15 protein-coding genes and 2 riboswitches are annotated in these 22,555 nt (G+C 68.6%); of the genes, 6 read left to right on the forward strand and 9 right to left on the reverse strand.

All coding sequences use genetic code 11. The features are described from left to right. Positions 1–10 precede the first annotated feature (10 nt). The 4 genes from WFH44_RS19375 to WFH44_RS19390 all read left to right on the forward strand — a co-directional run bounded on the left by WFH44_RS19375 (position 11) and on the right by WFH44_RS19390 (position 4,034). Positions 11–1,300 (forward strand): adenylosuccinate synthase, encoded by a 1,290-nt coding sequence (locus WFH44_RS19375; RefSeq protein WP_336715994.1) that lies wholly within the window; start codon positions 11–13, stop codon positions 1,298–1,300. 172 nt (positions 1,301–1,472) lie between these two features. After that, positions 1,473–2,279: a carbon-nitrogen hydrolase family protein gene (locus WFH44_RS19380; protein ID WP_336715995.1), complete on the forward strand. Its 807-nt coding sequence runs from the start codon at positions 1,473–1,475 to the stop codon at positions 2,277–2,279. Positions 2,280–2,625: 346 nt separating this feature from the next. Then, positions 2,626–3,171, forward strand: a complete 546-nt coding sequence (locus WFH44_RS19385; protein WP_336716054.1) for an RNA polymerase sigma factor — start codon at positions 2,626–2,628, stop codon at positions 3,169–3,171. Then, positions 3,168–4,034, forward strand: a complete 867-nt coding sequence (locus WFH44_RS19390) for a hypothetical protein (RefSeq protein WP_336715996.1) — start codon at positions 3,168–3,170, stop codon at positions 4,032–4,034. Before WFH44_RS19385 ends, WFH44_RS19390 begins: the two co-directional genes overlap by 4 nt. A 95-nt stretch (positions 4,035–4,129) precedes the next feature. Here the strand turns inward: WFH44_RS19390 and WFH44_RS19395 are convergent, their stop codons facing one another. The 4 genes from WFH44_RS19395 to sfnG form a co-directional block, all read right to left on the reverse strand. Then, positions 4,130–9,994: a peroxidase family protein gene (locus tag WFH44_RS19395; RefSeq protein ID WP_336715997.1), complete on the reverse strand. Its 5,865-nt coding sequence runs from the start codon at positions 9,992–9,994 to the stop codon at positions 4,130–4,132. 169 nt (positions 9,995–10,163) lie between these two features. Beyond that, complete coding sequence (locus WFH44_RS19400; RefSeq protein ID WP_336715999.1) at positions 10,164–10,664, reverse strand: CoA-binding protein; 501 nt, start codon at positions 10,662–10,664, stop codon at positions 10,164–10,166. Continuing rightward, positions 10,661–12,136, reverse strand: a complete 1,476-nt coding sequence (locus WFH44_RS19405; RefSeq protein ID WP_336716001.1) for an O-acetylhomoserine aminocarboxypropyltransferase/cysteine synthase family protein — start codon at positions 12,134–12,136, stop codon at positions 10,661–10,663. Before WFH44_RS19405 ends, WFH44_RS19400 begins: the two co-directional genes overlap by 4 nt. Beyond that, positions 12,137–13,318 (reverse strand): dimethylsulfone monooxygenase SfnG, encoded by a 1,182-nt coding sequence (gene sfnG, locus WFH44_RS19410; protein ID WP_336716002.1) that lies wholly within the window; start codon positions 13,316–13,318, stop codon positions 12,137–12,139. A 117-nt stretch (positions 13,319–13,435) separates the two neighbouring features. After that, a riboswitch (SAM riboswitch) is annotated at positions 13,436–13,535 on the reverse strand. A gap of 492 nt (positions 13,536–14,027) precedes the next feature. Here sfnG and WFH44_RS19415 point away from each other — a divergent pair. Continuing rightward, on the forward strand, positions 14,028–14,861 hold the full coding sequence (locus WFH44_RS19415) for an endonuclease domain-containing protein (protein WP_336716003.1): 834 nt from the start codon (positions 14,028–14,030) through the stop codon (positions 14,859–14,861). 237 nt (positions 14,862–15,098) lie between these two features. Here the strand turns inward: WFH44_RS19415 and acs are convergent, their stop codons facing one another. The 5 genes from acs to WFH44_RS19440 all read right to left on the reverse strand — a co-directional run bounded on the left by acs (position 15,099) and on the right by WFH44_RS19440 (position 21,484). Then, complete coding sequence (acs, locus tag WFH44_RS19420; protein ID WP_336716005.1) at positions 15,099–17,090, reverse strand: acetate--CoA ligase; 1,992 nt, start codon at positions 17,088–17,090, stop codon at positions 15,099–15,101. After that, positions 17,081–18,004 carry an ABC transporter permease gene (locus tag WFH44_RS19425; protein ID WP_336716006.1) on the reverse strand — a complete coding sequence of 308 codons (924 nt, stop codon included), beginning with the start codon at positions 18,002–18,004 and terminating at the stop codon, positions 17,081–17,083. The genes acs and WFH44_RS19425 overlap by 10 nt, the downstream gene beginning before the upstream one ends. Next, on the reverse strand, positions 18,004–19,053 hold the full coding sequence (locus tag WFH44_RS19430; RefSeq protein ID WP_336716007.1) for an aliphatic sulfonate ABC transporter substrate-binding protein: 1,050 nt from the start codon (positions 19,051–19,053) through the stop codon (positions 18,004–18,006). Before WFH44_RS19430 ends, WFH44_RS19425 begins: the two co-directional genes overlap by 1 nt. Positions 19,054–19,160: 107 nt before the next feature. Then, positions 19,161–19,994, reverse strand: a complete 834-nt coding sequence (locus tag WFH44_RS19435) for an ABC transporter ATP-binding protein (protein WP_442892938.1) — start codon at positions 19,992–19,994, stop codon at positions 19,161–19,163. Between the two features lie 278 nt (positions 19,995–20,272). Then, positions 20,273–21,484: a cobalamin-independent methionine synthase II family protein gene (locus tag WFH44_RS19440; protein WP_336716010.1), complete on the reverse strand. Its 1,212-nt coding sequence runs from the start codon at positions 21,482–21,484 to the stop codon at positions 20,273–20,275. A gap of 12 nt (positions 21,485–21,496) precedes the next feature. Further along, positions 21,497–21,608: riboswitch (SAM riboswitch) on the reverse strand. Between the two features lie 159 nt (positions 21,609–21,767). On the opposite strand from WFH44_RS19440, the gene WFH44_RS19445 reads away from it, so the two are divergent. Next, positions 21,768–22,184, forward strand: coding sequence for a CoA-binding protein (locus WFH44_RS19445; protein ID WP_336716012.1), 417 nt, complete (start codon positions 21,768–21,770; stop codon positions 22,182–22,184). The last annotated feature ends 371 nt before the right edge of the window (positions 22,185–22,555 follow it).

The following is a 22,555-nucleotide window of genomic DNA, read 5'->3' on the forward strand; positions in this document are numbered from 1 at the left end:
GGAGGATCCCATGCCAGCAATTGTGATCGTCGGGGCCCAGTGGGGCGACGAAGGTAAGGGCAAGGCCACCGACCTGCTCGGCGGGCGAGTGGACTACGTCGTGAAGCCCAACGGCGGCAACAACGCCGGACACACCGTCGTCGTCGGCGGAGAGAAGTATGAGCTGAAGCTCCTTCCGGCCGGCATCCTCAGCCCGAACGCCACCCCGATCATCGGCAACGGCTGCGTGGTCAACCTCGAGGCCCTCTTCGAGGAGATCGACGGACTCGAGGCCCGCGGCGCGGACACCTCCCGCCTGCGCGTCTCCGCCAACGCCCACCTGGTGGCGCCCTTCCACCAGACCATGGACAAGGTGACCGAGCGGTTCCTGGGCAAGCGGGCCATTGGCACCACCGGCCGCGGCATCGGCCCGGCCTACATGGACAAGGTCGCCCGGCTGGGCATCCGCGTCCAGGACGTCTTCGACGAGTCCATCCTGCGCCAGAAGGTCGAGGGCTCGCTGCGCCAGAAGAACGAGCTGCTGGTCAAGGTCTACAACCGGCGCAGCGTCGAGGTCGAAGAGATCGTGCAGTACTTCCTGTCCTTCGCGGACCGGCTGCGCCCGCTGGTGATCGACTCGACCTACGCGCTGAACAAGGCGCTGGACGAGGGCAAGGTCGTGCTGATGGAGGGCGGCCAGGCGACGTTCCTCGACGTGGACCACGGCACTTACCCGTTCGTGACCTCCTCCAACCCCACCGCCGGCGGCGCCTCGGTGGGCTCGGGCATCGGCCCCACCCGGATCACGCGGAGCGTCGGCATCATCAAGGCCTACACCACCCGCGTCGGCGCCGGCCCGTTCCCCACGGAACTGTTCGACGAGATGGGCGAGCACCTGCAGAAGACCGGCGGCGAGTTCGGCGTGAACACCGGCCGCCCGCGCCGCTGCGGCTGGTACGACGCCGTGCTGGCCCGCCACGCCTCGCGCGTCAACGGCTTCACGGACTACTTCGTCACCAAGCTGGACGTCCTCACCGGCATCGAGCGCATCCCGGTCTGCGTGGCCTACGACGTGGACGGCGTCCGCCACGACGAGATGCCGATGACCCAGACCGAGTTCCACCACGCCAAGCCGATCTTCGAGTACTTCGACGGCTGGACCGAGGACATCACCGGGGCCCGGTCCCTCGAGGACCTGCCCGAGAATGCACGGAACTACGTGCTGGCACTGGAGAAGATGTCCGGCACGCGGTTCTCCGCGATCGGCGTCGGCCCGGACCGGGACCAGACCATCGTGGTGCGGGACCTTATCGCGGAGTAACCGCCGGGCGCAGGACTTCGCCATGAACGACGACGGCGGAGTCCTGCGCCGCAGCGCAGGTTCCGTGCCCGCCTGGCCGGGTGCCGCCGTCGTACTCCCGGCCGGAGCGCCGTCGAGGGGCAATGTCTGTAGTCTGGTTAAACATCCACCGCCAGCAGACGGGAGCGCACTAATGAAGGTCAGTGTCGGACAGTTCGATCCGTCCGGGGACGTCACCGAAAACGTCGCGGTGATGCGCAGCCTCGCGGAGGAAGCCGCGGCCGCCGGCGCCGAGCTGATCCTGTTTCCGGAAGAGTCCATGTTCACCATCGGCAAGGTCGAAGGGGACCTGGCCGCCGCCGTCGACCAGCACTGGAGCAAGTTCGTCCAGCAGCTTTCGTTCGTCGCGGCGGAGACCGGCATCGCGCTGATCGCCGGCGGCTACGAGTCCAGCGGCGAGGAGCGGCCGTACAACACGCTGGTGGTCGTGGATGGCAGCGGCCGGATCGTGGAGACCTACCGCAAGCTGCACCTCTATGACGCGTTCTCCTACCAGGAGTCGAAGCGGATCAAACCGGGCGACGGCGGACTCAAGCTGGTGGAGATCGGCGGCCTGCGCATCGGCATCATGACCTGCTACGACCTCCGCTTCCCGGAGCTGGCGCGGGGCCTCGCGGACCAGGGCGCGGACCTGATCTGCGTGGCGGCGGCCTGGTTCAAGGGCGACCACAAGATCGACCATTGGGAAATCCTCCTGAAGGCCCGGGCCATCGAGAACACCTGCTGGGTCGCCGCGGCCGGCACTTCCAGCAGCCACACGGTGGGCCACTCCGCGATCCTCGACCCGATGGGCGTGGTGCAGGACTACCTCAATGAGGACCCGCGCGGCATCGTTACGGTGGACGTGACGCGGCGGCGGATCGACGAGGTTCGCGAGTTCCTGCCGGTCCTGCGCAACCGGCGGCTGGCCAGCAAGGTCGAGGTCGTCGAGGCCCACTGACGCCTTGTCCCGGGACTGCCGCCGGGACTGCCGCGGGGACGGCCAGCCGGCCCCGGAGCTAGCCGCCTGCCCGGGTTCGGGCCCGGCCGGAATCGTCTGAAGTCCGCCCCAAAAGATTTTCCGGAAAAACTTTTGACCCGGGCGTAACCTTTCCGCCACCCGGGGCGATTACGTAGGTGTAGAGGCCGCGCCGGAGCTTCCCCCCCAACGAGCTCGGGCGCGGCCTCACTCATCCGCATGGTCAGCAGTGCCGGGTAGCAATCAGCCGGTGCGTTCGTTGGAAAGAGCGCAGCTATGATTAGGGTCGCCGCACCGATTGTGACGCGAAGGACCGCCCGTGGACGCCATGTTGACAGAGGACGACCTGTCAACAGCCGTTGCCGGAAGCGGCCCCGCGGCCGAGAAGATCTACCGCAGCCTGGCGCCCCAAGTCCTTGGCTACCTCAGAACCAAGGGGCTCGAGGACCCGGAGGGCACCACGCAGGACGTCTTCCTGACGGTCTTCCGCAAGCTGGACAGCGTGACCGGAGGCGTTGAAGGCTTGCGGACCTTCACGTTCTCGGTGGCCCACGCCAGGGCGGTCGACGCCTCGCGCAAGCGGGCCCGCCAGCCGCACGTGGCCGAATACGACCCGGACATGGACCTGCGGACCAGCGAGTCCGCCGAGCAGCTGGCGCTTGCCGGCCTCGGCGGGGACACCGAATGGCTGCTCGGGACGCTGAACCCGGATCAGCGGGAGGTCCTGTCGCTGCGGATCATCGCGGACCTGCCCATCGAACAGGTAGCCCGCATCATGGGCCGGTCCGAGGGCTCGGTAAAGCAGTTGCAGCGCAGGGCGCTGGCGAAATTGAAGGAACTGGTCATGGACAGCCATGTAGGAGAAGCACGATGAACAGGCAGCCCGAGGACGAGCTGGACGCCTTGTTGTCCGGAGGCGGGGACAACCCCGCACTCTCCCGCGCCCTGGCTTCGCTGCGCGACCTGGGAACCGGCCCCGCGCCGGCTCCCTCCGCCGAGCTGTCCGCGCTCTTCGGCTCCAACGTCGTGCCGCTGCGCCGGCGCAGACGGCGCGGCGCACTGCTCGGTGTGGTCGTCGCCGCGTCCATGGGACTCGGAGTCGGAACCGTCGCGGCCGTCAACCCGGACTTCCGGCACGGCCTGCAGGATGCCGTGGACGGTGCCGTGGTCCTGGTGCAGCCCGGCGTGCAGGCGGAGGAACCGAACGACGGCGGCAATTCCGCGGGTGCGCCCGTCCCGGAGGCCACGCGGGACACGGGCGGCCCGACCGCCGAGGTAACCACACCGGCAGCTGACGCGAAGGATGACCCGGCGGCCGACCGGGCGGATGAAGCCAAGAAGGCCGCCGAGGAGGCTAACGATGTACCCGGCGAGGCTGCCGGGGGCGCCGGACGGACCGATGATTCCGCCTCCCGCACAGGCATCGCCCCCGGCAACGGCCAGCCGGTCCCGGGGCAGGCCAAGAAGGACGAAGTCGCGGAGCAGCCGGAGGGCAAGGCCGACGACTCCAAACGTGCCCCGCAAAGCGTCACCGTCGACCCGCCCGGCAAAGCCGCCCAGGCCCCCGGGCAGCTGAAGGAGAAGGCCAAGGAGGCTCCGGGGCAGTTGAAGGAGAAGGCCAAGGAGGCTCCGGGGCAGTTGAAGGAGAAGGCCAAGGAGGCTCCGGGGCAGTTGAAGGAGAAGGCCAAGGAGGCTCCGGGGCAGCTGAAGAAGTCCGCCGGGGAGACGACGGACTAGGCCAAGCGAGCCAGGACCAGCCGGAGACGATGCGACCGGGCAGCCAAGAGGCCAGGCCCCGGAGGTCGGGAGCCTGGCCTCTTGTGGTGCGGTGGCTAGAACAGGATGCTCATCGCCGTCCAGCCGCTCCTGCCGATGACCTTTGAGGCCTTCCAGCCGCCGGTGCCGTTGCCCGGATAGAGCAGCAGGCGTCCGTCCTTGTGGCTCGAGACGACGTCGGGGCTGCCGTCGCGGCTGAGGTCGCCGGGGCTGAAGATGGCGTTCGCGCCGTTCCAGCCGGTCCCGGCCTGGACCTTGCCCGAGAGCCTGGCTTTCCCGTTGCCCGGGTAGAGCCAGAGCCGTCCGTCGCTGGTCCGGGTCATGACGTCGACGTTGCCGTCCCCGTCCCAGTCGCCTGGGCTCAGCAAGCTGGTGACCGAGTTCCAGCCGCTCGACCCGGTGATGATCCGCGTCTTGAGCCGGCCCGTTCCGTTGCCCGGGTAGGTCCAGAGCTTGCCGCTAGCGTCACGGGCCATGAGGTCCGTGTTGCCGTCACCGTTCATGTCGCCGCCGCTGAACAGGGTGTTCATGGCGTTCCAGCCGCTGCGGCCGAGCAGGATCCGGCGGTCGAGTCCTCCGGTGCCATTGCCCGGGTAGAGCCAGAGCTGTCCGGTTCCCACCCGGTCCTTCGCGATGACGTCGGCGTCGCCGTCGCCGTTGAAGTCGCCGGTGCTGGTGATGGCGGACATGGCGTTCCAGCCGCTGCGGCCCATCAGGGTCCTGGTCTCCAGCCCGCCGCTGCCGTTGCCTGGGTAGAGCCAGAGGCGTCCCTGGCCGTCACGGGCCACGACGTCCGCGTCGCCGTCGCGGTTGAAATCGACCGTCCTGGCCGGGCCGTTCTCGGTGGTGAAGGTCCAGCTGTCGGTGGCCATGGCGTTGTCGAAGGTGTCGCGGACCGCCGCGGCGCCTCCCGTGACCGTCACCCGGTATTGGGTGCCGGCGCGCAGTTCGGCGGCGGGATCGAGCAGCGCGGTCATGGTTGGCTTGTCGTAGCTGACCGTGGCCTTGACCGGTTCATTCGTGGCCGCGTTGCGCAGCACCAGGCTGGTGCCATCGAGGCCGTCCACCGGTTCGCTGAAGGTAATAGCGACGTTGGAATCCCGGCGGACGCCCTTGGCCGAAGCCGCGGGGAGTCGGTCGGAGATGGTCGGGGCCACGGTCTCCGTCGGGGTCGCCGCCTCGGAGATATCCGAGTAGAGACCTTCTCCGACGGCGTTGACTGCGGCGACCTGGAACCGCACCGGGCTGCCGGCCGGCAGGTCTGTGACGACCAGGCTGGTAGCGCCGGCTGGCGCCGGGCGGAGGTCGCCGACCTGGTTGCCGCCCGCGTCGAGCACGAGGACGTTGAAGCCGGTGATTGTGGACCCGCCGTCGTCCTCCGGGGCCGTCCAGTTGGCGGTGGCCTGCTGGTCGCCGCCGCTGACGGCGCCGATGGTCGGGGTGCCGGGGGTGACCGGAGCCGGGACGACCTCGTCGCTGAAGCCCGAGTACGGGCCGGGGCCAACATTGTTCACTGCCCGGACCTGGAAGCGGTAGGCGGCGCCGTTGGTGAGCCCGTCGACCAGCAGCGAGCCATCGGCCGCATCCGCCGTCCGCAGCGCGCCGACCTGGTTGCCGTCGGCGTCCACCACCCGAATTTCGAACCCGGTGATGGAGGAGCCGTCCGGAGCGGTCCACGCCACCACGGCGGAGGCGTTGGCGCTGGTGGCCGTCACCGCCCTCGGAGCCGTGGGAGCCTGCGTGTCGGAGAAGATGAGCTTCTCGATGTTGCGGAGCGTGTCGGTGCCTTCATCGACGACGGCGCCTCCGCCACCGCCCCCGCCGCCTCCGGCCGGGACGTCGTGGGTCACCGTGGTGACGCTGCCCGGGTCGCCGATCGCGGCGCCGGCAGGCATGGTGGTCACGGTGTAGTTCGCCTCGATGTCACCGTAGACCGCCACATCCGTGTCGCCCGCAGCGCCGCCGTCGAGGATTTCGCGCACGGCGACAATGTTGCCCGGATCCACCTTGCCGGCGAAGACCGCCTGCTGCAGGGTCTCGCTGCTGCCTGACAGGTACGGCTTGGACAGCGACGTCGCGGAACCGATCTCGGTGGCGGGATCGTCCCGGTTCGTGCGGACGCTCAGCCGCACGTTCAGGTACTTGTCGCCGTCGAGGATGTCGTCCGCGCCGCGTCCCTGGAGGGTGTCGCTGCCGCCGCCGCCGAGGAGGATATTGCCTTCGCCCCAGACGTTGGTGCCGGTGGCAGCGCGGGCCGGGAGCAGGTCGCGGATGCCGGCTACCCGATCCGCCCCTGCCTCATCCAGCCAGTTGTTCCCGGAGAACCCTTCGCCCACGGCCAGGCGCGGAACCACGCTGTCGCCCCGGAGAACGTCGTTCTTCGCTCCACCGGAGGCCCCTTCGACCTCTGCGTACCGGTCGCGCAGCACGTCGACGGGCAGCGGCACGCCCAGCAGCCGCAGCTCGAGGTCCGCGTCGCCGGCGAGCGGGTCAAGCTGGTAGCTGGTCCAGTCGAAGCCCGCCGCGCCGGCGTTCCGCTCGATGCCGGGTCCGGCGAGCATGATGTCATCGCCGCCCTCGGCGTCATAGTCGTCGTCGCCGTTCTGGCCGGAGATGACGTCGTTGCCCGGGGTGTTCGGGTCGTCGAAGAACGGGGCGCCGGAGTCGCCCTGGAGCAGGTCCGCCCCGTCGCCGCCTTCGATCCAGTCGTCGCCCGAGTCGGCGAAGACCGTATCGGCGCCGCTGCCGGCGATGATCAGGTCATCGCCGTTCCCGGCGAAGTGCTCGTTGGTGTTCAGCCCGCCGTTGAGCAGGTCGTGGCCGTCGCCGCCGAGCAGGATGTCCAGGCCGGGACCGGAGTCGATCGCGTCGTTGCCCGGGCCGCCCTTGTGGACGTCGTCGCCCGCGCTGTCGGTAATGATGTCGTTGCCTTCGCCACCCAAGGCGGTGTCGGCGCCGTCGTTGCCTTCGAGCCGGTCGTTGCCGGGGCCGCCCCAGAAGGTGTCATTGTCGACGCCACCCCAGGCCCGGTCGGTGTTGTCCGTGCCGTTGTAGACGCTCTGGCCGTTGATGCCCGCGGGGTCCACCGAGTTGGTGGTGCGGTAGCGGATGGTGCCGTCCGGCATGCGGATCAGCAGCTCCGTCTCGTTGCACTCCGAGCCGGCGTCGTCGGCCACCGAGGTGCCGGTGCCAGCCAAGTTGCCCAGCTGGAACTTGCAGTCGGCGGTCGAAAACGCGTCCGCGGTCATCGAGTGCGCCGTGGTGTTGCGCATGATGATCTCGGAGAACGAGTTGCCCTCAAGCTGGGAGAAGAGGTTCATGCCCGGGGTGCGGATGAGGTAGTAGAAGCGGTCGCCGTTCTGCAGGTCCGTCATCTGCTTCTCGAAGACGTAGTTGAAGGTGGAACCGAGCAGGCCGCCGAACAGGTTGGTGCGTTCGGCCAGGCCGCCGACCCAGAGGTCCACCTCGTCCAGGCCCGTCGCCTTGCCTTCCCAGGTGCCGGAGCCGGTCATGAAGTCCTCGGCATCGGCCGGGATGGACTCGGCCGGGGTGCCGATGGGCGGGTCCACCAGCAGCTGGGCCGCGGCCCGCTTGTCCGCTAGCGCCGTCTTGGAGGTGATGCTTTCGTGCGTGCCGTAGGCGGCGACGAAGTTCACCAGCGACTTGGGATGCTTGATGTTCAGGCCGAAATCGGTCCAGCTCTGGTAGGGGGTGAGCTGGCTGTCGTTGGTCTGGGCATGCAGCTGCTTGCGCAGGTTGTTCAGTGAGGGAACGCCGGTCTCCCGGGCCCGGGCCAGGTTGATCGCGGCCAGGTCGAGGGGCAGCCCCAGCAGGTTGCTGCGCAGGGTCTTGGTGACGAACTCGTCCAGCTCATTACCGACTTGGTTGGACATGCCCACGGCGATGGTGCCGGCCGCCTGGTCCGGGCTCAGGTCGCCCGCGCTGCCGCCGTCGGTGTAGGACAGGGGGTTCAGGAAGCCATCGAGCAGCGAAATGTCGTTGGCGGAGCCGTCCTCGTTGGTCCGCGAGATGGTGTCGGTCAGCATCGAGTGGCCGAAGCGGTACACGGCGTGAGCGAACTCGGCGGTGATCGCGGGGTTCACGTCGTCGTGGTACCCGGAGAAGGGTTCGATGAGCGGCTGCACCTTGCGGGCAAACTCCTCGAAGGCCAGGTGCTGGTATTCCATCTCCGTGACGAAGCGGGCCGCCTGGAACAGGCGCTCGCCGTTCCAGCCGTCGGCGCCGGCCGCGAGCTTCCACTCCGCCAGGGCGGCGGTGCCGCGGGAGGAGGACGCGGCATCCTCGGTCAGCACGCGCTGGATGTCCTCGACCAGCCGGTTGTGTTCGGAGTGGAAGACCTGGTGGATCATGCTCAGGCCGATGTTCTCGTTGACGCGGCCGTCGCCGGCGACGAAGTGGCGGTTCAGCATTTCGTCGTCGTATGTCCCCGCCGCCTGCCGCGCGGTCGCGGGCGTAAACGTCGTGTCCGGATCGGCGACCAGCCCCGGATTTGGCATGGCGTTGTGGGCAATGTCGTCCAGGAACGCCTCGCTGATCCGTTCCACGTTGGCCGGGGCCGGCACCGGATCGGCGAGGTTGCCCTCGACCAGGCCGGTCGGCGTGACGTACTGCGGCAGTCCGCGCTCAGGCCCGGGCACGAACTTCCCGTACGGGTCGGTCAGGATCATGGGAATGCCGAGGACGTCGGCGTCCACTAGCCGCAGCCCGAGCCGTTCCGCCGCCTGCTGCTTCAGCAGTTCCCAGGTGCCCATGCCGCCGTCCGCGGACGTCAGCAGCTCGCCGGTGGAGACCGGCTTGCCCTCGGCGTTGGCCGTGTAGCTGCGCAGGAAGACCTGGTGCGCCGGGTGCGATGCGTAGGTCTGCGACTGGTCCACGTACGGGTTCGTACGGTTGGTCGCTTCCTGGATGTCGTCGGCGGTGCCCATCTTGCCGTCGGGGCCGGGCTGGTTGGTGGCCCGGGTTACGGCCATGAAGCGCAGCTGCGGCGGCAGGTCATCCGCCGTGCCGAGCTTGCCGTCCTTGCCGGGGATCAGCGGATCGTCGTCCTTCAGCGGCACGTAGACGGTGCCGCCGGACTTGCTCGCCAGGTCCAGGCCGTGGTCGAAGAACTGGCCGAACAGCGTGAAGAGGCCGTTGTACGGCGGCGACAGGCCGACGTCGGTGGTGATGTTCGGGATGAACAGCGTCTCGCCGGCGGGCACGCAGCCTTCCGGTGCGCCCGGCTCGGTGTCGGTGGGCTGCGTGGTGCAGGGGACGACGCCCTCATTGCCCTGGCTGCGGACCGGGAAGGCAGCCGCATTCACGGCGGCGGGGTTCGTGGAGGTCTGGTCCACGATGAGGTTGCTGATCACGCGCGGCTGGGAGTCCCAGACATCGTTCTTCGAGGCGTAGCCCGGATCGGCGCTGGCGGCGACGCGCGGAGACTGCGAGTCCTCGGCCTTCCGGTATTCCGGCGTGGCCAGCCGCGGGAAGGCCTTGTTGGCCGCGCCGTAGTCCGCACGGTCCTTCTGCAGGTTGTTGCAGGAGCCGTCAACGGTGCGCAGCCCGTAGGACACCAGCGGCCCCGGCACCTGGTTGGCACCATTGCCAAGCAGCGCGCCGCAGGGCCCGGTGTCCGACGTCGTATTGGCCACGTGGGCCTCGGAGATCTTGATCTGCTTGAGAATGAACGCCAGGTCGGATGGCGTGACCGTGAATCCCTGGCCAACGACGGCGTGGGCCGGGCCGGCGAGTGCGGGCATCCCCAGCGATGTGGTCAGGACGAGCGCCAGCACGCCTGCGACGCCGCGGCTGCCTGCCCTGCTGTTCTTTTGGCCGGTACCCGGCGTGCTGCTCTCGCGGACGGATATTCTGCGCCCCCGCGCATCCGCCCGCTTCCCCTTGGTGCGGCGAGTAAACATCGAAGACCCCTTGGCCTCAACTGCGAGCCACAGCACGCGACCGGATTAATCGTTCATTGCCCTGGCCCGATCCATGGTCCCGAGGAGACCTTGGTAAAAACCTTGAAATGGGGGAGGGCCGGCACCCCCGGGTTGGGGATGCCGGCCCTCGCTGCCGGTTCGGCGGGTACTATGCCGTGAGCTGGCGCTTGGACGAGATCACGCCGGTGTCGAAGCCGGCCAGGTGCAGGCCGCCGTGGAAGCGGGCGTGCTCGATCTTGACGCAGCGGTCCATCACCACGTTGAGCCCGGCCTCCTCGGCCTTGGCGGCGACCTCCTCGTGCCAGGAACCGAGCTGCAGCCAGATGGTCTTGGCGCCGACGGCGAGGGTTTCCTCCAGCACGCCGGGCAGGTCGTCGTGCTTGCGGAAGACATCCACCAGATCGGGTACCTCAGGCAGGTCGGCCAGCGACTTGTACACCGGCTGGCCGAGGATCTCCTTGGCCACCGGGTTGACGAAGTAGACCTTGTACTTGCTCGACGAAAGCAGGTAGGTCGCCACGAAGTAGCTGGCGCGGCTGGGCTTGTCCGATGCACCCACGATCGCGATGGACGTGGTGTTGCGCAGGATGTTCAGGCGCTCCGGGGCGGACGGCCCGACCCAGGTGCGCTCGGGGGCGGAAACGCTCACTTTGCAGCTCCTTCTTCGGCTTCGACGAGCTCCTCGACGGACTCGACCACGCGGGTCCCGGGCTCCGTGCGGGCGGCGCGGGCCGCCGGGACGGTGCAGGACTCGCCGGCGTAGGTCGGCGACGCGAACTCGGAGGTGTCGAAGACGTCGTCCTCATGCTCGCGGCTGGGGCCGTGCTCGGCGCCTGCCTGCTGGGACTCGGCCAGCGCCTGGTCCAGGTCCCACAGGATGTCTTCGACGTCCTCCAGGCCGACCGAGATGCGGATCAGGTCCTCGGGCACGCCTGCGGCGACCATCTGGTCGGCGGTCAGCTGCTGGTGGGTTGTGGACCCCGGGTGCAGGACCAGCGTGCGGGCGTCGCCGATGTTGGCCAGGTGGGAGGCCAGCTGCAGCGACTCGATGAACTTCTGGCCGGCCACCCGGCCGCCCTTCACGCCGAAGGAGAAGACGGAGCCGACGCCCTGCGGCAGGTACTTCCGGCCGCGTTCGTGGTGCGGGTGCGAGGGGAGCCCGGCGTAGTTGACCCAGGAGACCCGCTCGTCCGCTTCCAGCCATTCAGCCACCCGGCGCGCGTTGGCCAGGTGCTCGTCCATCCGCTGCGGCAGCGTTTCCACGCCCTGCAGGAGCTGGAAGGCGGACTGGGCGGAGAGCGACGGGCCGATGTCGCGCAGCTGCTCCGAGCGCAGCTTCGTCAGGAAGCCGTACTCGCCGAAGTTGCCCCACCAGGAGACGTTGCCGTAGCTCGGCACCGGCTCGGTCATCTGCGGGAACTTGCCGTTGCCCCAGTTGAACCGGCCGGATTCGACGACGACGCCGCCGAGGGTGGTGCCGTGGCCGCCGAGGAACTTGGTGGCGGAATGGATGACGATGTCGGCGCCGTGTTCGATCGGGCGGATCAGGTACGGCGTGCTCAAGGTGGCGTCCACGACCAGCGGAATGCCGGCGTCGTGCGCTACCTTGGCCAGGCCCTCAAGGTCCGCGATGTCGCCGGACGGGTTCGCCACGATCTCGGTGTAGACGGCCTTGGTGTTCTCGCCGATGGCCGCGGCGAAGTCCGCCGGGTCCGTGCTGTCGATGAACGTGGTCTCGACGCCGAAGCGGCGCAAGGTCACGTCCAGCTGCGTGATGGTGCCGCCGTACAGCTTCGAGGAGGCCACGATGTGGTCCCCGGCGCCGGCCAGCGCGGCGAAGGTGATGAACTCCGCGGCCATGCCCGACGACGTGGCGACCGCGCCGATCCCGCCCTCGAGCGAGGCGATCCGCTCCTCGAACGCGGCGACCGTGGGGTTGCCAATACGGGAGTAGATGTTGCCGTACTTTTGCAGCGCAAAGAGGTTGGCGGCGTCGTCCGTGTCCTTGAAGACGAAGGACGTGGACTGGTAGATGGGCACCGCGCGGGCGCCGTGCTCGGCGTCGGGGGTTCCGCCGGCGTGCAGGGCCCGGGTGCGGAAGCCGAATGTGCGTTCAGCCATTTAGAGGGCAGCTCCTTCGAAGTTGGTGGCGGGCAGCAGCGCCGTGTTGAGCTCGGTGCCGTTGGCGCGTGCGAGATCCGCCTCGAGTTCGCGGACGATCGGCAGTACGTCGCGGCCGAACGCCTCGACTTCCTCCTGGAAGTGCAGGTAGGCGGTCAGCATGAGGTTCACGCCGATCTTCTTGAACTCAACAATACGTTCGGCGATCTGCTCGGGCGTACCAATGAGTCCGGTCTTGAAGCCGTCGTTGTACTGGATGAGGTCCTCGAACGTAGAATCCGCCCACATCCCCTTGCCGTCCCGGGTGGACTGGCCGGCTTCTTTGACCGCGGCGGCGAAGCCTTCGACGGCGGGGCGGTGCGCCTTCTCGACGATCTCGCGCAGGGTGTCGCGGGCTTCCGCTTCGGTGCCGCGGGCGATGACGAAGCCGTTGAGGCCGAACTTCGGGGTGCGGTTGACGGTGGCAGCGGCGGCGCGGACCCCGGCGATGTTGTCCTTGAAACCCTCGAGGTCCTTGCCGTTGGAGAAGTACCAGTCGGCGGTGCGGCCGGCGGCGGCCTGGGCGGCGGTGGAGTTGCCGCCGAAGAAGATCTCCGGATGCGGCCGGCCGGGAACGTCCACCGGCGCCGGGTTCAGGGTGAAGTCCTTAATGTTGTAGTACTTGCCGGACTGGCTGTAGTTCTGTTCGGTCCACAGGCCGCGGAGGACGTTGATGAACTCCTCGGTGCGGACGTAGCGCTCATCGTGCTCGAGCCACTCGAGGCCGAAGTTGATGAATTCGTCCTTGAGCCAGCCGGAGACGACGTTCACGGCTGCGCGGCCGCCGGAGATGTGGCCCGCGGTGATGATGAACTTGGCGAGGACGCCGGGGTGCCACATGCCGGGGTGGACCGCGGAGATGATGTTCAGCCGCTCGGTGGCGCCGAGCAGGGCGAGGGAGAAGCTGGTGGCCTCATGCTGCTTGTCCGCGCCGTAGCTGGCGGCGTAGCGGGTCTGGGTCAGGGCGTACTCGAAGCCGGAATTCTCTGCGATGCGGGCGAGCTTCTTGTTGTAATCGAAGTCCCAGCTGGTGCGCTGCTCGATCGTGGAGACGACGAGGCCGCCGGAGACGTTGGGGACCCAGTAGGCGAACTTCAGCGGGGTTTCGAGGTTGGCCACGGTGGTGTTGACGGTCGTGCTCATGGCGAATTCCTTGATAGTCGGCGCACAAAGCGCGTGAACGGGAATCCCGGGCAATGACGGTCCATCAGGCGCCTGCCGAAGGGCCGACGCCATCCGGATCAAAGATTGCTTGCGCTCTCTCCATCGCTTCTGGCGGTAGCACCTTTCCGGGACGGGGAAGTCCGGAGGGTTGCTGCGGCGTCAAAGAGCCAGATCTCTCAGCCGCTCGGGATGGTCCCTGCCATTCTGCCAGCCCCGCCGGCGCGGCTCAAAGAATGTTGAGCCGCATTGCGTCCCGCCGGGAATTCCCCGAATGCCGCCGACCCTCGCACAGGCCGCCGCACCCCGCGCCGCCGCGGGGGCCCTCCGGCCGTCCGGGCCCCCTGCGTCTACAGCGCTCGTGTTCTGTGGCGCCCTGTATCCCGCCGCCCCTCACGCCGCCGCGGGGGCCTCCGGCGGCCCGGGCCCCCTGCGTCTATGGCGCTCGGGTCTTGTGGCACCCAGTCTGCCGCCGCCCTTCCCGGCAGCCGCCTGTCCGCCGAAAGAACGCGCGAACTTCCCTCGGTTGAACATTCGTTTCCAACTTTAGACTTCAAGCTTCGCTCTGACCTGCGGGTTTGCTGGAGCTTCACCGGAAGCGAGGGAAGTTGGCGCATGCACGGTTCGTGTGTTGTCCACAGCACAGCCGCTGACGGTGGATTCAGCGGAGCGCTTTCGGCAAGCTCCTGCCATGGAAGACCACGAACGTCTCGCGGCCGACGTCGTCCGGCTGGGTGGTACTGCCCGTTACGCAGACCTTATGCGGGCGGGTCACAGCCGTTTACGGATCCAAGCTGCTGTCCGGTCGGGGGCGGTCCAGTTGGTGCGTCGGGGGCTGGCGGGCGTCGCGGACGGAGCGCCGGAAATCCGGACGGCATTGAAGGTCAACGGGCTGATCACCTGCATCTCAGCGGCGAAGGAGCTGCGGCTTTGGACCATTAAGGATGCGGAGTGCCTCCATCTCTGGTCGGATCATGGAGGCCTGCCGAAATCGGTCGCTACGCACCGTAGTGCCTTGGTGGGAGATCGGCTGCCGGGTGCCTATGTACCAGTCGTCGACGCCGTGCTGCACGCCTTACGGTGCCGTCCTCCATTGGAGGCGCTTGTCCTCGCTGAGTCTGCTGTCCGCCGCGGGGCTGTTAGCCAGGCGGAGCTCGTACGTCATTTACCTGGTCCACGGAACGGTGCACGCCGAGCCGTCGTGCACCGCATCGGGAAGGACGCGGACTCGCCGTTGGAGGTCATAGCGCGTGAGCTGTTCCGGGCAGCCGGTCTTCGCGTCGAGACACAGGTCGAGATCCGTGGCCTGGGTCGAGTGGATCTGCTCATCGAAGGGCGGCTCATCGTGGAGCTTGACGGCATGGACTTCCACTGGACGCGGGACGCATTCCGCAAAGACCGCCGTCGGAACAACGAAGGCGTCCTGAGCGGACTGCCGACACTCCGGTACGTCTACGAGGACGTGGTGTTTCGACCACAAGCTGTACTGGCGCAGGTCGTGTCGGTGCTCCGCCGCGGGGCCTGAGCCACGCGCGTCACGAACTTCCCTCGCTTATGCGTTCGTTTCCTGCTTTAGCCTTCAAGTATCGTCCTGACCTGCGCTTTTGCGGTAGGCCGCCCGGAAGTGAGGGAAGTTGGAGACAGGCCGGGCCGGAGATGGCGGGCGTGGGGCGCGGCGGGGTCAAATGGTCGGCGGGGCGGCGGCGGGTGGCCGGCGGCGGAGCGGGGGCCGGGTCCGGGCGGGTGGCCCGGACCCGGCGGCCTAGCGGGTGCAGATCTGCTTGATGTCGGCGATGCAGGGTTCGTTCTGCAGGCTGGTGGTGTCGCCCAGGGCGGTGCCTTCGAACAGCTGGGTCAGCAACCGGCGCATGATCTTGCCGCTGCGGGTCTTCGGCACGTCGGGCACAAACACGACATCGCGGGGCTTGGCGATCGGCCCGATCTGGGTCGAAACGTGGGCCCGCAGCGCAGCAACCGCCGCCGCCTGCTCCGGTGTCGGGTCCGCCGCGACCGAGGCGGCGATCAGCGACTTGTCCAGCGGCACCACGAACGCGGTGGCGGCGTGGCCGGTCTTCGCGTCGTAGGTCGGGCACACGCCGGCCTCCACCACGGCGGGGTGGGAGACCAGGGCGGACTCGATCTCGATGGTGGACAGCCGGTGCCCGGAGATGTTGATGACGTCGTCCGTCCGGCCGAGGATCCACGTGTCGCCGTCCTCGTCGAAGCGCGCGCCGTCGCCCGCGAGGAACCAGCCCTGGGCGGCGTACTTCTCCCAGTAGCTGGTGAAGTAGCGTTCCGGGTTGCCCCACACGGTCCGGGCCATCGAGGGGCCGGTCCTGGTGACCACGATGTTGCCCTGCACGTTGGCACCCACCCGGACGCCGCCGTCGTCGACAATGTCCGTGGCCACGCCCGGCAGCGCGCGGGTGGCGCAGCCGGCCTTGAACGAGGCGTCCGTCTGGCGCGGCGAGAGGATGGTGGCGCCGGTTTCGGACTGCCACCAAGTGTCCACCATGGGAACGCCCGACGACGGCTGTCCGGGTACCAGCGAATCGCGCCCAACCTGGGTGCGCAGCCAGCGCCACGCCTCCGGGTTCACAGCCTCGCCCACCGTGCCGCAGAGACGGACCGAGCTGAGGTCGTACTCGGCCGGGACGCCCTCGGGGAACCAGCCCATCAGCGAGCGGACCAGCGTGGGCGCCGTGTAGTAGCTGGTGACGCCGTAGCGCTGGATGATCTCGAAGTGGCGGCCGGGATGCGGCGCGTTGGGCACGCCCTCGTAGATGACCTGTGTGACGCCGTTGCTCAGCGGCCCGTAGATCTCGTAGGTGTGCGCGGTGACCCAGGCCAGGTCGGCCGTGCACCAGTGGACGTCGGCGTCGCGCTGGGCCGGGTCCGGGTTGGAGAAGAGGTACTCGTGGCTGAAGGAGGCCTGCGTCAGGTAGCCGCCGGTGGTGTGGACCAGGCCCTTCGGCTGGCCGGTGGTGCCGGAGGTGTACATGATGAACAGCGGCGTCTCGGCGTCGAAGGCCTCGGCCTCGTGGACGCGCGGCTGGGTGTCGACGACGTCGTGCCACCACACGTCGCGGCCCTCGGTCCACGCGATGTCGCTGCCCGTGCGGCGCAGCACCAGCACGTGCTCGATCGAGTTCTCGCCGGAGACGGCGGCGTCCGCGTTGTCCTTCACCGGCACGGCCGTCCCGCGGCGGAACTGGCCGTCCGTGGTGACCAGCAGCTTCGCGCCGGTGTCCTCGACGCGGAAGCGCAGCGCCTCGGCGGAGAACCCGCCGAAGACCAGCGAGTGCACCGCACCGATCCGGGCGCAGGCCAGCGTGATGACTACGGTTTCCACCAGCACCGGCAGGTAGACGACCACACGGTCGCCCTTCCCGATGCCCAGGGCCAGCAGCGCGTTCGCGGCCTGGGAGACCAGCTCCTGCAGCTCGCGGTAGGTCACCGTGCGGCGGTCGCCCGGCTCGCCCTCGAAGTGCAGCGCCACCTTGTCGCCCCGGCCGGCCGCAACGTGCCGGTCCGCGCAGTTGACCGCGGCGTTGAGCTTGCCGCCGTCGAACCAGCGCAGCTCGGGGCCGCGCCGCGCCTCGGCATCCACGGGGGTGGCGGAATGGGCGGTGTGCCACGGCTCGGCCCACTCCAGGCGCCGTGCTGCGTCCTCCCAGAACGCGATCCGCTCGTCTTCGGTCTGCGGCTCCGGCCAGGTGATGACCGAGCTCTCTTCAGTGATGCTTATGCCCATCGTTTTACTGCCCATTTCTCCGCGACACCCAGCAGGGCGTCAGTAATCTTGCCGATGACTGCCAGCAGCACGATCGCCAGCAGCAGCCGGTCCGTCCGGCCGTTGTTCTGTGAATCCGTCAGCAGGAAGCCCAGGCCCATCGATGACGCGATGAGTTCCGCGGCCACCAGGAACAGCCAGGCCTGCGCCAGCGCCAGCCGAAGTCCGGAAAAGACGGAAGGAACGACGGCGGGGAGCTGGACCGTGGTCAGCAGCTTCAGCCCCTTGAGTCCGAAGGCCCTGCCGGCCTCCACCAGGTTGCGGTCCACATGGCGCAGGGCCAGCGACACGGTGGTGAAGACGGGGAAGAACGCGCCGATCATGATCAGCGTGACCTTCGAGTCCTCGCCGATCTTCATCCAGAGGATCAGCAGCGGGACCCAGGCCAGTGACGGCACGGCCCGCAGGGCGCCGATGGTCGGCGCCAGCAGCACGTCCGCCACGCGGGACAGGCCCACCAGGGCGCCGAACGCCAGGCCAAGCCCGGCCCCGAGGCCGAAGCCGATCAGCACGCGCTGCGTCGAGATGGCCACGTGCTTGCCCAGTTCGCCGCGCTGGATCAGGTCCGCCGCCGCCTCGAACACCATGGCCGGCGGCGGCAGCTGCACTACACTGAAAAGTCCTGCCGACGTGCTCCACTGCCAGGCGCCGATCAGCGCCGCCGGCAGGAGCAGTCCAAGCAGCAGGCGCGCCCAGCCCTTGTCCAGCACTCCGGCCGGGGACCATCCGTTTGCCGGGGTGCGGCCGCCCTGATCAGGGGCGGGCGGCTGGGCGGCACCTGCGGTGGTTACCGCGATACCAGCAGCCTCGAGGCCTTCCTTGCTGGTGGCGGTAACACTGTTGCCGGTGAGATCGGGATTCCCGGGATGCGTCATCAGGATTCCTTGATCGCGGCCGGATCGGCCGCCTTCACCAGCGAGTCATTGAGGAGGGAGCCGAGCGCGTCGTCGATCTGCTTCTGGCTGGCCACATCGCCGGTCTCCACGAAGGCCGGGCCGATCTTCTCCAGCACGGCCCGCTGCGTCTCGCCCGGCACCGGATCGACATCCAGGTTGCTGCGCTCGGTGATGACCTTCGTCGCAACTTCGGGGTCCAGCCCGGCCACGTCGGCGAGGATCTGCGCGGTCTCTTCGGGGTTCTCCGCCGCCCAGGCACGGGCCTTCTCGTACGCGTTCACCACGGTCTGCGCCACCTCCGGGTCTTCCTTGAGGAAGCTCTCGGTCGCGTTCAGGAAGCCGTAGGTGTTGAAGTCCAGGTTCCGGTAGAACAGCTTCGCACCGTCCTTCTCCGCGCCGGCCATGATCGGGTCCAGCCCGGACCAGGCGTCCACGGAGCCGTTGTTCAGGGCGGTGAGGCCGTCCGCGTGCTGCAGGTTCTGCACGGTCACGTCGTCCTGCGACAGCCCGGCTTCCTCCAGCGACTGCAGCAGGAAGAAGTAGGGGTCGGTGCCCTTGGTCGCGGCCACGGACTTGCCCTTCAGGTCCTCCACCGAGTCGATGCCCGAGTCCGGCAGCGTGACCAGCGCGGCCCATTCCGGCTGCGAGTACAGGCTGATGGCCTGGATCGGCGAGCCGTTGGCGCGGGCCAGCAGCGCCGCGGAGCCGGCGGTGGAGCCGACGTCGATGGCGCCGGAGCGCAGCGCCTCGTTGGCCTTGTTGGAGCCGGCGGACTGCACCCAGTTCACCTCTACGCCCTGGTCGGCGAGGCTGGCCTCCAGCCAGCCCTTTTCCTTGATGACCAGGCTGAGCGGGTTGTAGGTGGCGAAGTCGATGTTCAGCACGCCGTCGCTCGCGGCGGCGGAGCCCCCGGCGCTGGCCTCGGAGTCCTCGCCTGCGACGCAGCCGGTCAGGGCGAGGGAGGCGGAGGCGGCGACGGCGGCCGCGCCGAGCAGGGAACGGCGGGTGAAGCGGCGGGAAATCGGCATGTCAGGTCCTTCGGATCGGGCGCAGCGCAGGAGAGGGCGCTGCAGGTTCAGCAGAGTTTCAAGACGTTGGTTGGACGCGGCGTTCGCCGGCGCGGCCCGGGGCGGGGCTAGTGCCCCTCGACGCCCAGGCTTTCCAGCAGGGAGCTGCGCATTCGCGCCAGCTCGGCGGAGCCGCGGTCCCGCGGGCGTTCGCCGGGTACGACGACGGTGCGCACGATCGTGGCGCCGTCGCCTTCGCGTCCGGTTTCCTTGCCGAGGACGACGATGCGGTCGGCCAGCTGGAGCGCCTCGTCGACGTCGTGCGTCACCAGCAGGACCGTGGTCGGCTCGGCGGCGTGGATGTCGAGCAGCAGGTCCTGCATCTTGATCCGCGTCAGGGCATCGAGCGCGCCGAAGGGCTCATCCAGCAGCAGCACGCCCGGGTTGCGGGCCAGCGCACGGGCCAGCGAGGCACGCTGGGCCATGCCTCCGGAGACCTCGCGCGGCCGGTGCTTGGCGAACTTGTCCAGGCCCACCAGCTCCAGCAGCCGGGCGACCTTGGCCTTGCCGGCCTTGGCGCTCGCGGACTTCGGCAGGCCGATGGCCACATTGGCTTGCAGCGTGTGCCAGGGGAGCAGCCTCGGCTCCTGGAACGCAAAGGCGCAGCGCGGATCGATGCCCTGCACCGGCGTCGTACCTATGTTGACAGTGCCGGCGCTCGGGGCGTCCAGGCCCGCGGTGGCGCGCAGGAGGGTGGACTTGCCGCAGCCGCTCGGGCCGAGGATGGCCAGGACCTCGCCGCGTTGCACCTCGAAATCGATGTCGCGCAGGACGGTGTGCGCGGAGCCGCCGCTGCCGAAGGTGCGGCGCAGCCCGCTGAAGGACACCGGCAGGGCGGAGGACAGGTCGGGACGGCGTGCCTGCGAGGACGCGGCGGCCGAGGGGCGGGCAGAAGGTGCCAATGCAGTCAAGGGATCACTCCATCGATCCTGGCAGTAGCACCCTACGGATCACGCCTTCGGTGCGGATGCACCGGCCTGCGGCGATGAACCTCGATATCACCGGCGTTCACGGCAGAACTCCGGCGACCAGGGTTGCTGCGGCGTCGTAGAGCCAGGTCTCTCAGCCGCTCGGGATGGTCAAGCCCATTGAACCGTCACGGGGCGGTTTTCGGCAAGCCCGCGCCTCATCCGCCGTAACAAAGGCCGCCCGGCCGGCGTCCGGGTGACGTGCAGGCGGTTCAGCGCCAGAGCCGGCGGGTGGCGATCCGCGCGCCTTCGCCCAACGCTTCGAGCTTGGCGACGGCGATCTGCGGATGCACCCGCCCGCCCAGGCCGCAGTCGGTGGACGCGATGACGGACTCGCGTCCCACCAGCCCGGCGAAGCGTTCGATCCGGTCCGCCACCAGCTCCGGGTGCTCCACCACGTTCGTCGCATGCGAGACCACGCCCGGAATGATCGACTTGCCCTCCGGCAGCTTGGTGTCTTCCCAGACCCGCCACTCGTGCTCGTGCCGGACGTTGGCCGCCTCGAAGGAGTAGGCGCCGGCGTTGATCTGCAGGACGGAGCCGATGATGTCCGCGAACGGGATGTCCGTGGTGTGCGGGCCGTGCCAGGAGCCCCAGCAGACGTGCAGTCGGATCTGTTCCGCCGGCAGGTCCCGCAGCGCCCAGTTGGTGGCCTCGACCCGCAGCTGGATGAATTTCAGGTAGTCCGCCAGCGCCGGCTCCGGGCTGATTTGGTCCCAGCTCTCCGCGAGCGACGGGTCGTCGAGCTGCACGGTGAGGCCGGCGTCTATGATCGCCTTGTACTCCTCGCGCATCGCGTCGGCGCAGGCGTAGACCAGTTCCTCGTCCGTCTTGTAGTAGTCGTTGGCGATCCGGGCGCACGAGCCGGGGGAGAGGGCCGCCACGAAGCCTTCTTCAAGCCCCGCCGCGGCCAGGCCCTTCTTCAGGTTTTCGACGTCCGAGGCGACGAGATCCTGTCCGGTGTACGTCAGCGGCCCCGCGATCTTGGGCTGCTTTACGGACTTCCGGTGCGCCAGGATCCCGGAGGACGGGTCGGTATAGGCGTCGTTGAACTTCACCCGGTCGCGCCGGTCCGTGAAGGTGGTCAGCACGATGTTGCCGGGCGACGAACGGTGCACCTCGGTGTCAGCCCAGCGGTCCACATCGGTGGCCTCGAGGCCGCCGAGCCGGGCAAAGGAGTAGTTCCACCAGGCCCCGTAGTCGACGGAGGAGGACATGGTGTGCCCGTACTCGCCGTCGTTCGGGATATCGATCCCCAGGTTCTTCTGGCGTTCGACGACGTCGGCCACCGACTCGGCGAGCAGGCGCCGGAATTCGTCCGTGATGCCGCCGGCTTCCTTCGCCTCGTTGGCCGCAATCAGTTCCGGGGTCCGCGGCAGGGAACCGGCATGGGTGACGCGGATGTGGTCGGTATTCAGGGACATAGCAGCGCTGCCTTTCCATCGGTCCTGGCAGTAGCACCGTTCCGTGGCAGGGCCGTCGAGGCACTCATCGGGTCGGTTGCTGCGGCTTCATCGATCCAGGTCTCTCGGCCGCTCGGGATGGGATGCCCTTACTCAACGGCATCGCGGCCCGTTCTGGCAAATCCAACAACGACGGCGGCGCGGCGGGTTTCCGCGCGGGACGCGCCGGTGCGGGTGCTCCGGTGGGGGCGCGGGGGTGGGGCTTGCCCTGTCCGGCGGCGCGGCCCGGCGCTAGGCTGGCCGCATGGGCCATGTCAACGATCCGGAAGTCATCAAGCGGCTGCTCACCACGCCCGCCCGGTGGGCCGTCGTCGGTTTGTCCAACAATCCGCGTCGTGTGGCACTGGGCGTCTCCCGGTACATGCTGGACCAGCGCAGCATGGAGATCATCCCCGTCAACCTCAAGGGCGAAGACGTTCATGGCCAGCGGGGGTACCGCAAGCTCGCCGACATCCCCGGCGGCATCGACGTGGTCAACTGCTTCGTCAACTCGCAGAAGGTCGGCCCCGTCGTGGACCAGGCCATCGCGGCCGGAGCGAAGGCCGTCTGGCTGCAGCTCGGCGTCATCGAAGAAGCCGCCGCGGAACGCGCCAAAGCCGCCGGGCTCGACGTCGTCATGGACACCTGCCCCATGATCGAGGCCCCGGCCCTCGGACTCTAGCCTCCCCACCGCTGCGGCCGCAATCCCGCTTCTCCAGCACAAAGCCGCAGGCCAGGCAAGGAAATGTCGCTTCATGACGAGTTGTGACGCAGGCTATTTCCAGTGTGACCCTCCGCCCCCCACACTGGAACGCGTAACCATCCCGAGCAGCTGAGAGACCTGGCTCTATGACGCTGCAGCAACCCTGGTCACGCTGGATCACCTCTGGTCCGCGTCGATAACAAGGGACATGTCCGAGGGCCGCGCACAGCGCGGAAGGACATGCTCCGTAGGGTGCTCCTGCCAGGACCGATGGAGTTAGCCGCATCTTCCCGTTGGTCCCTGTCCCGCTCCGTGTGCGTGGCAGACTTCCCGCGTGAAATGGCGTTCCT

The organism is Arthrobacter sp. USHLN218 (genome assembly GCF_037144715.1).
Classification (GTDB): Bacteria; Actinomycetota; Actinomycetes; order Actinomycetales; family Micrococcaceae; genus Crystallibacter.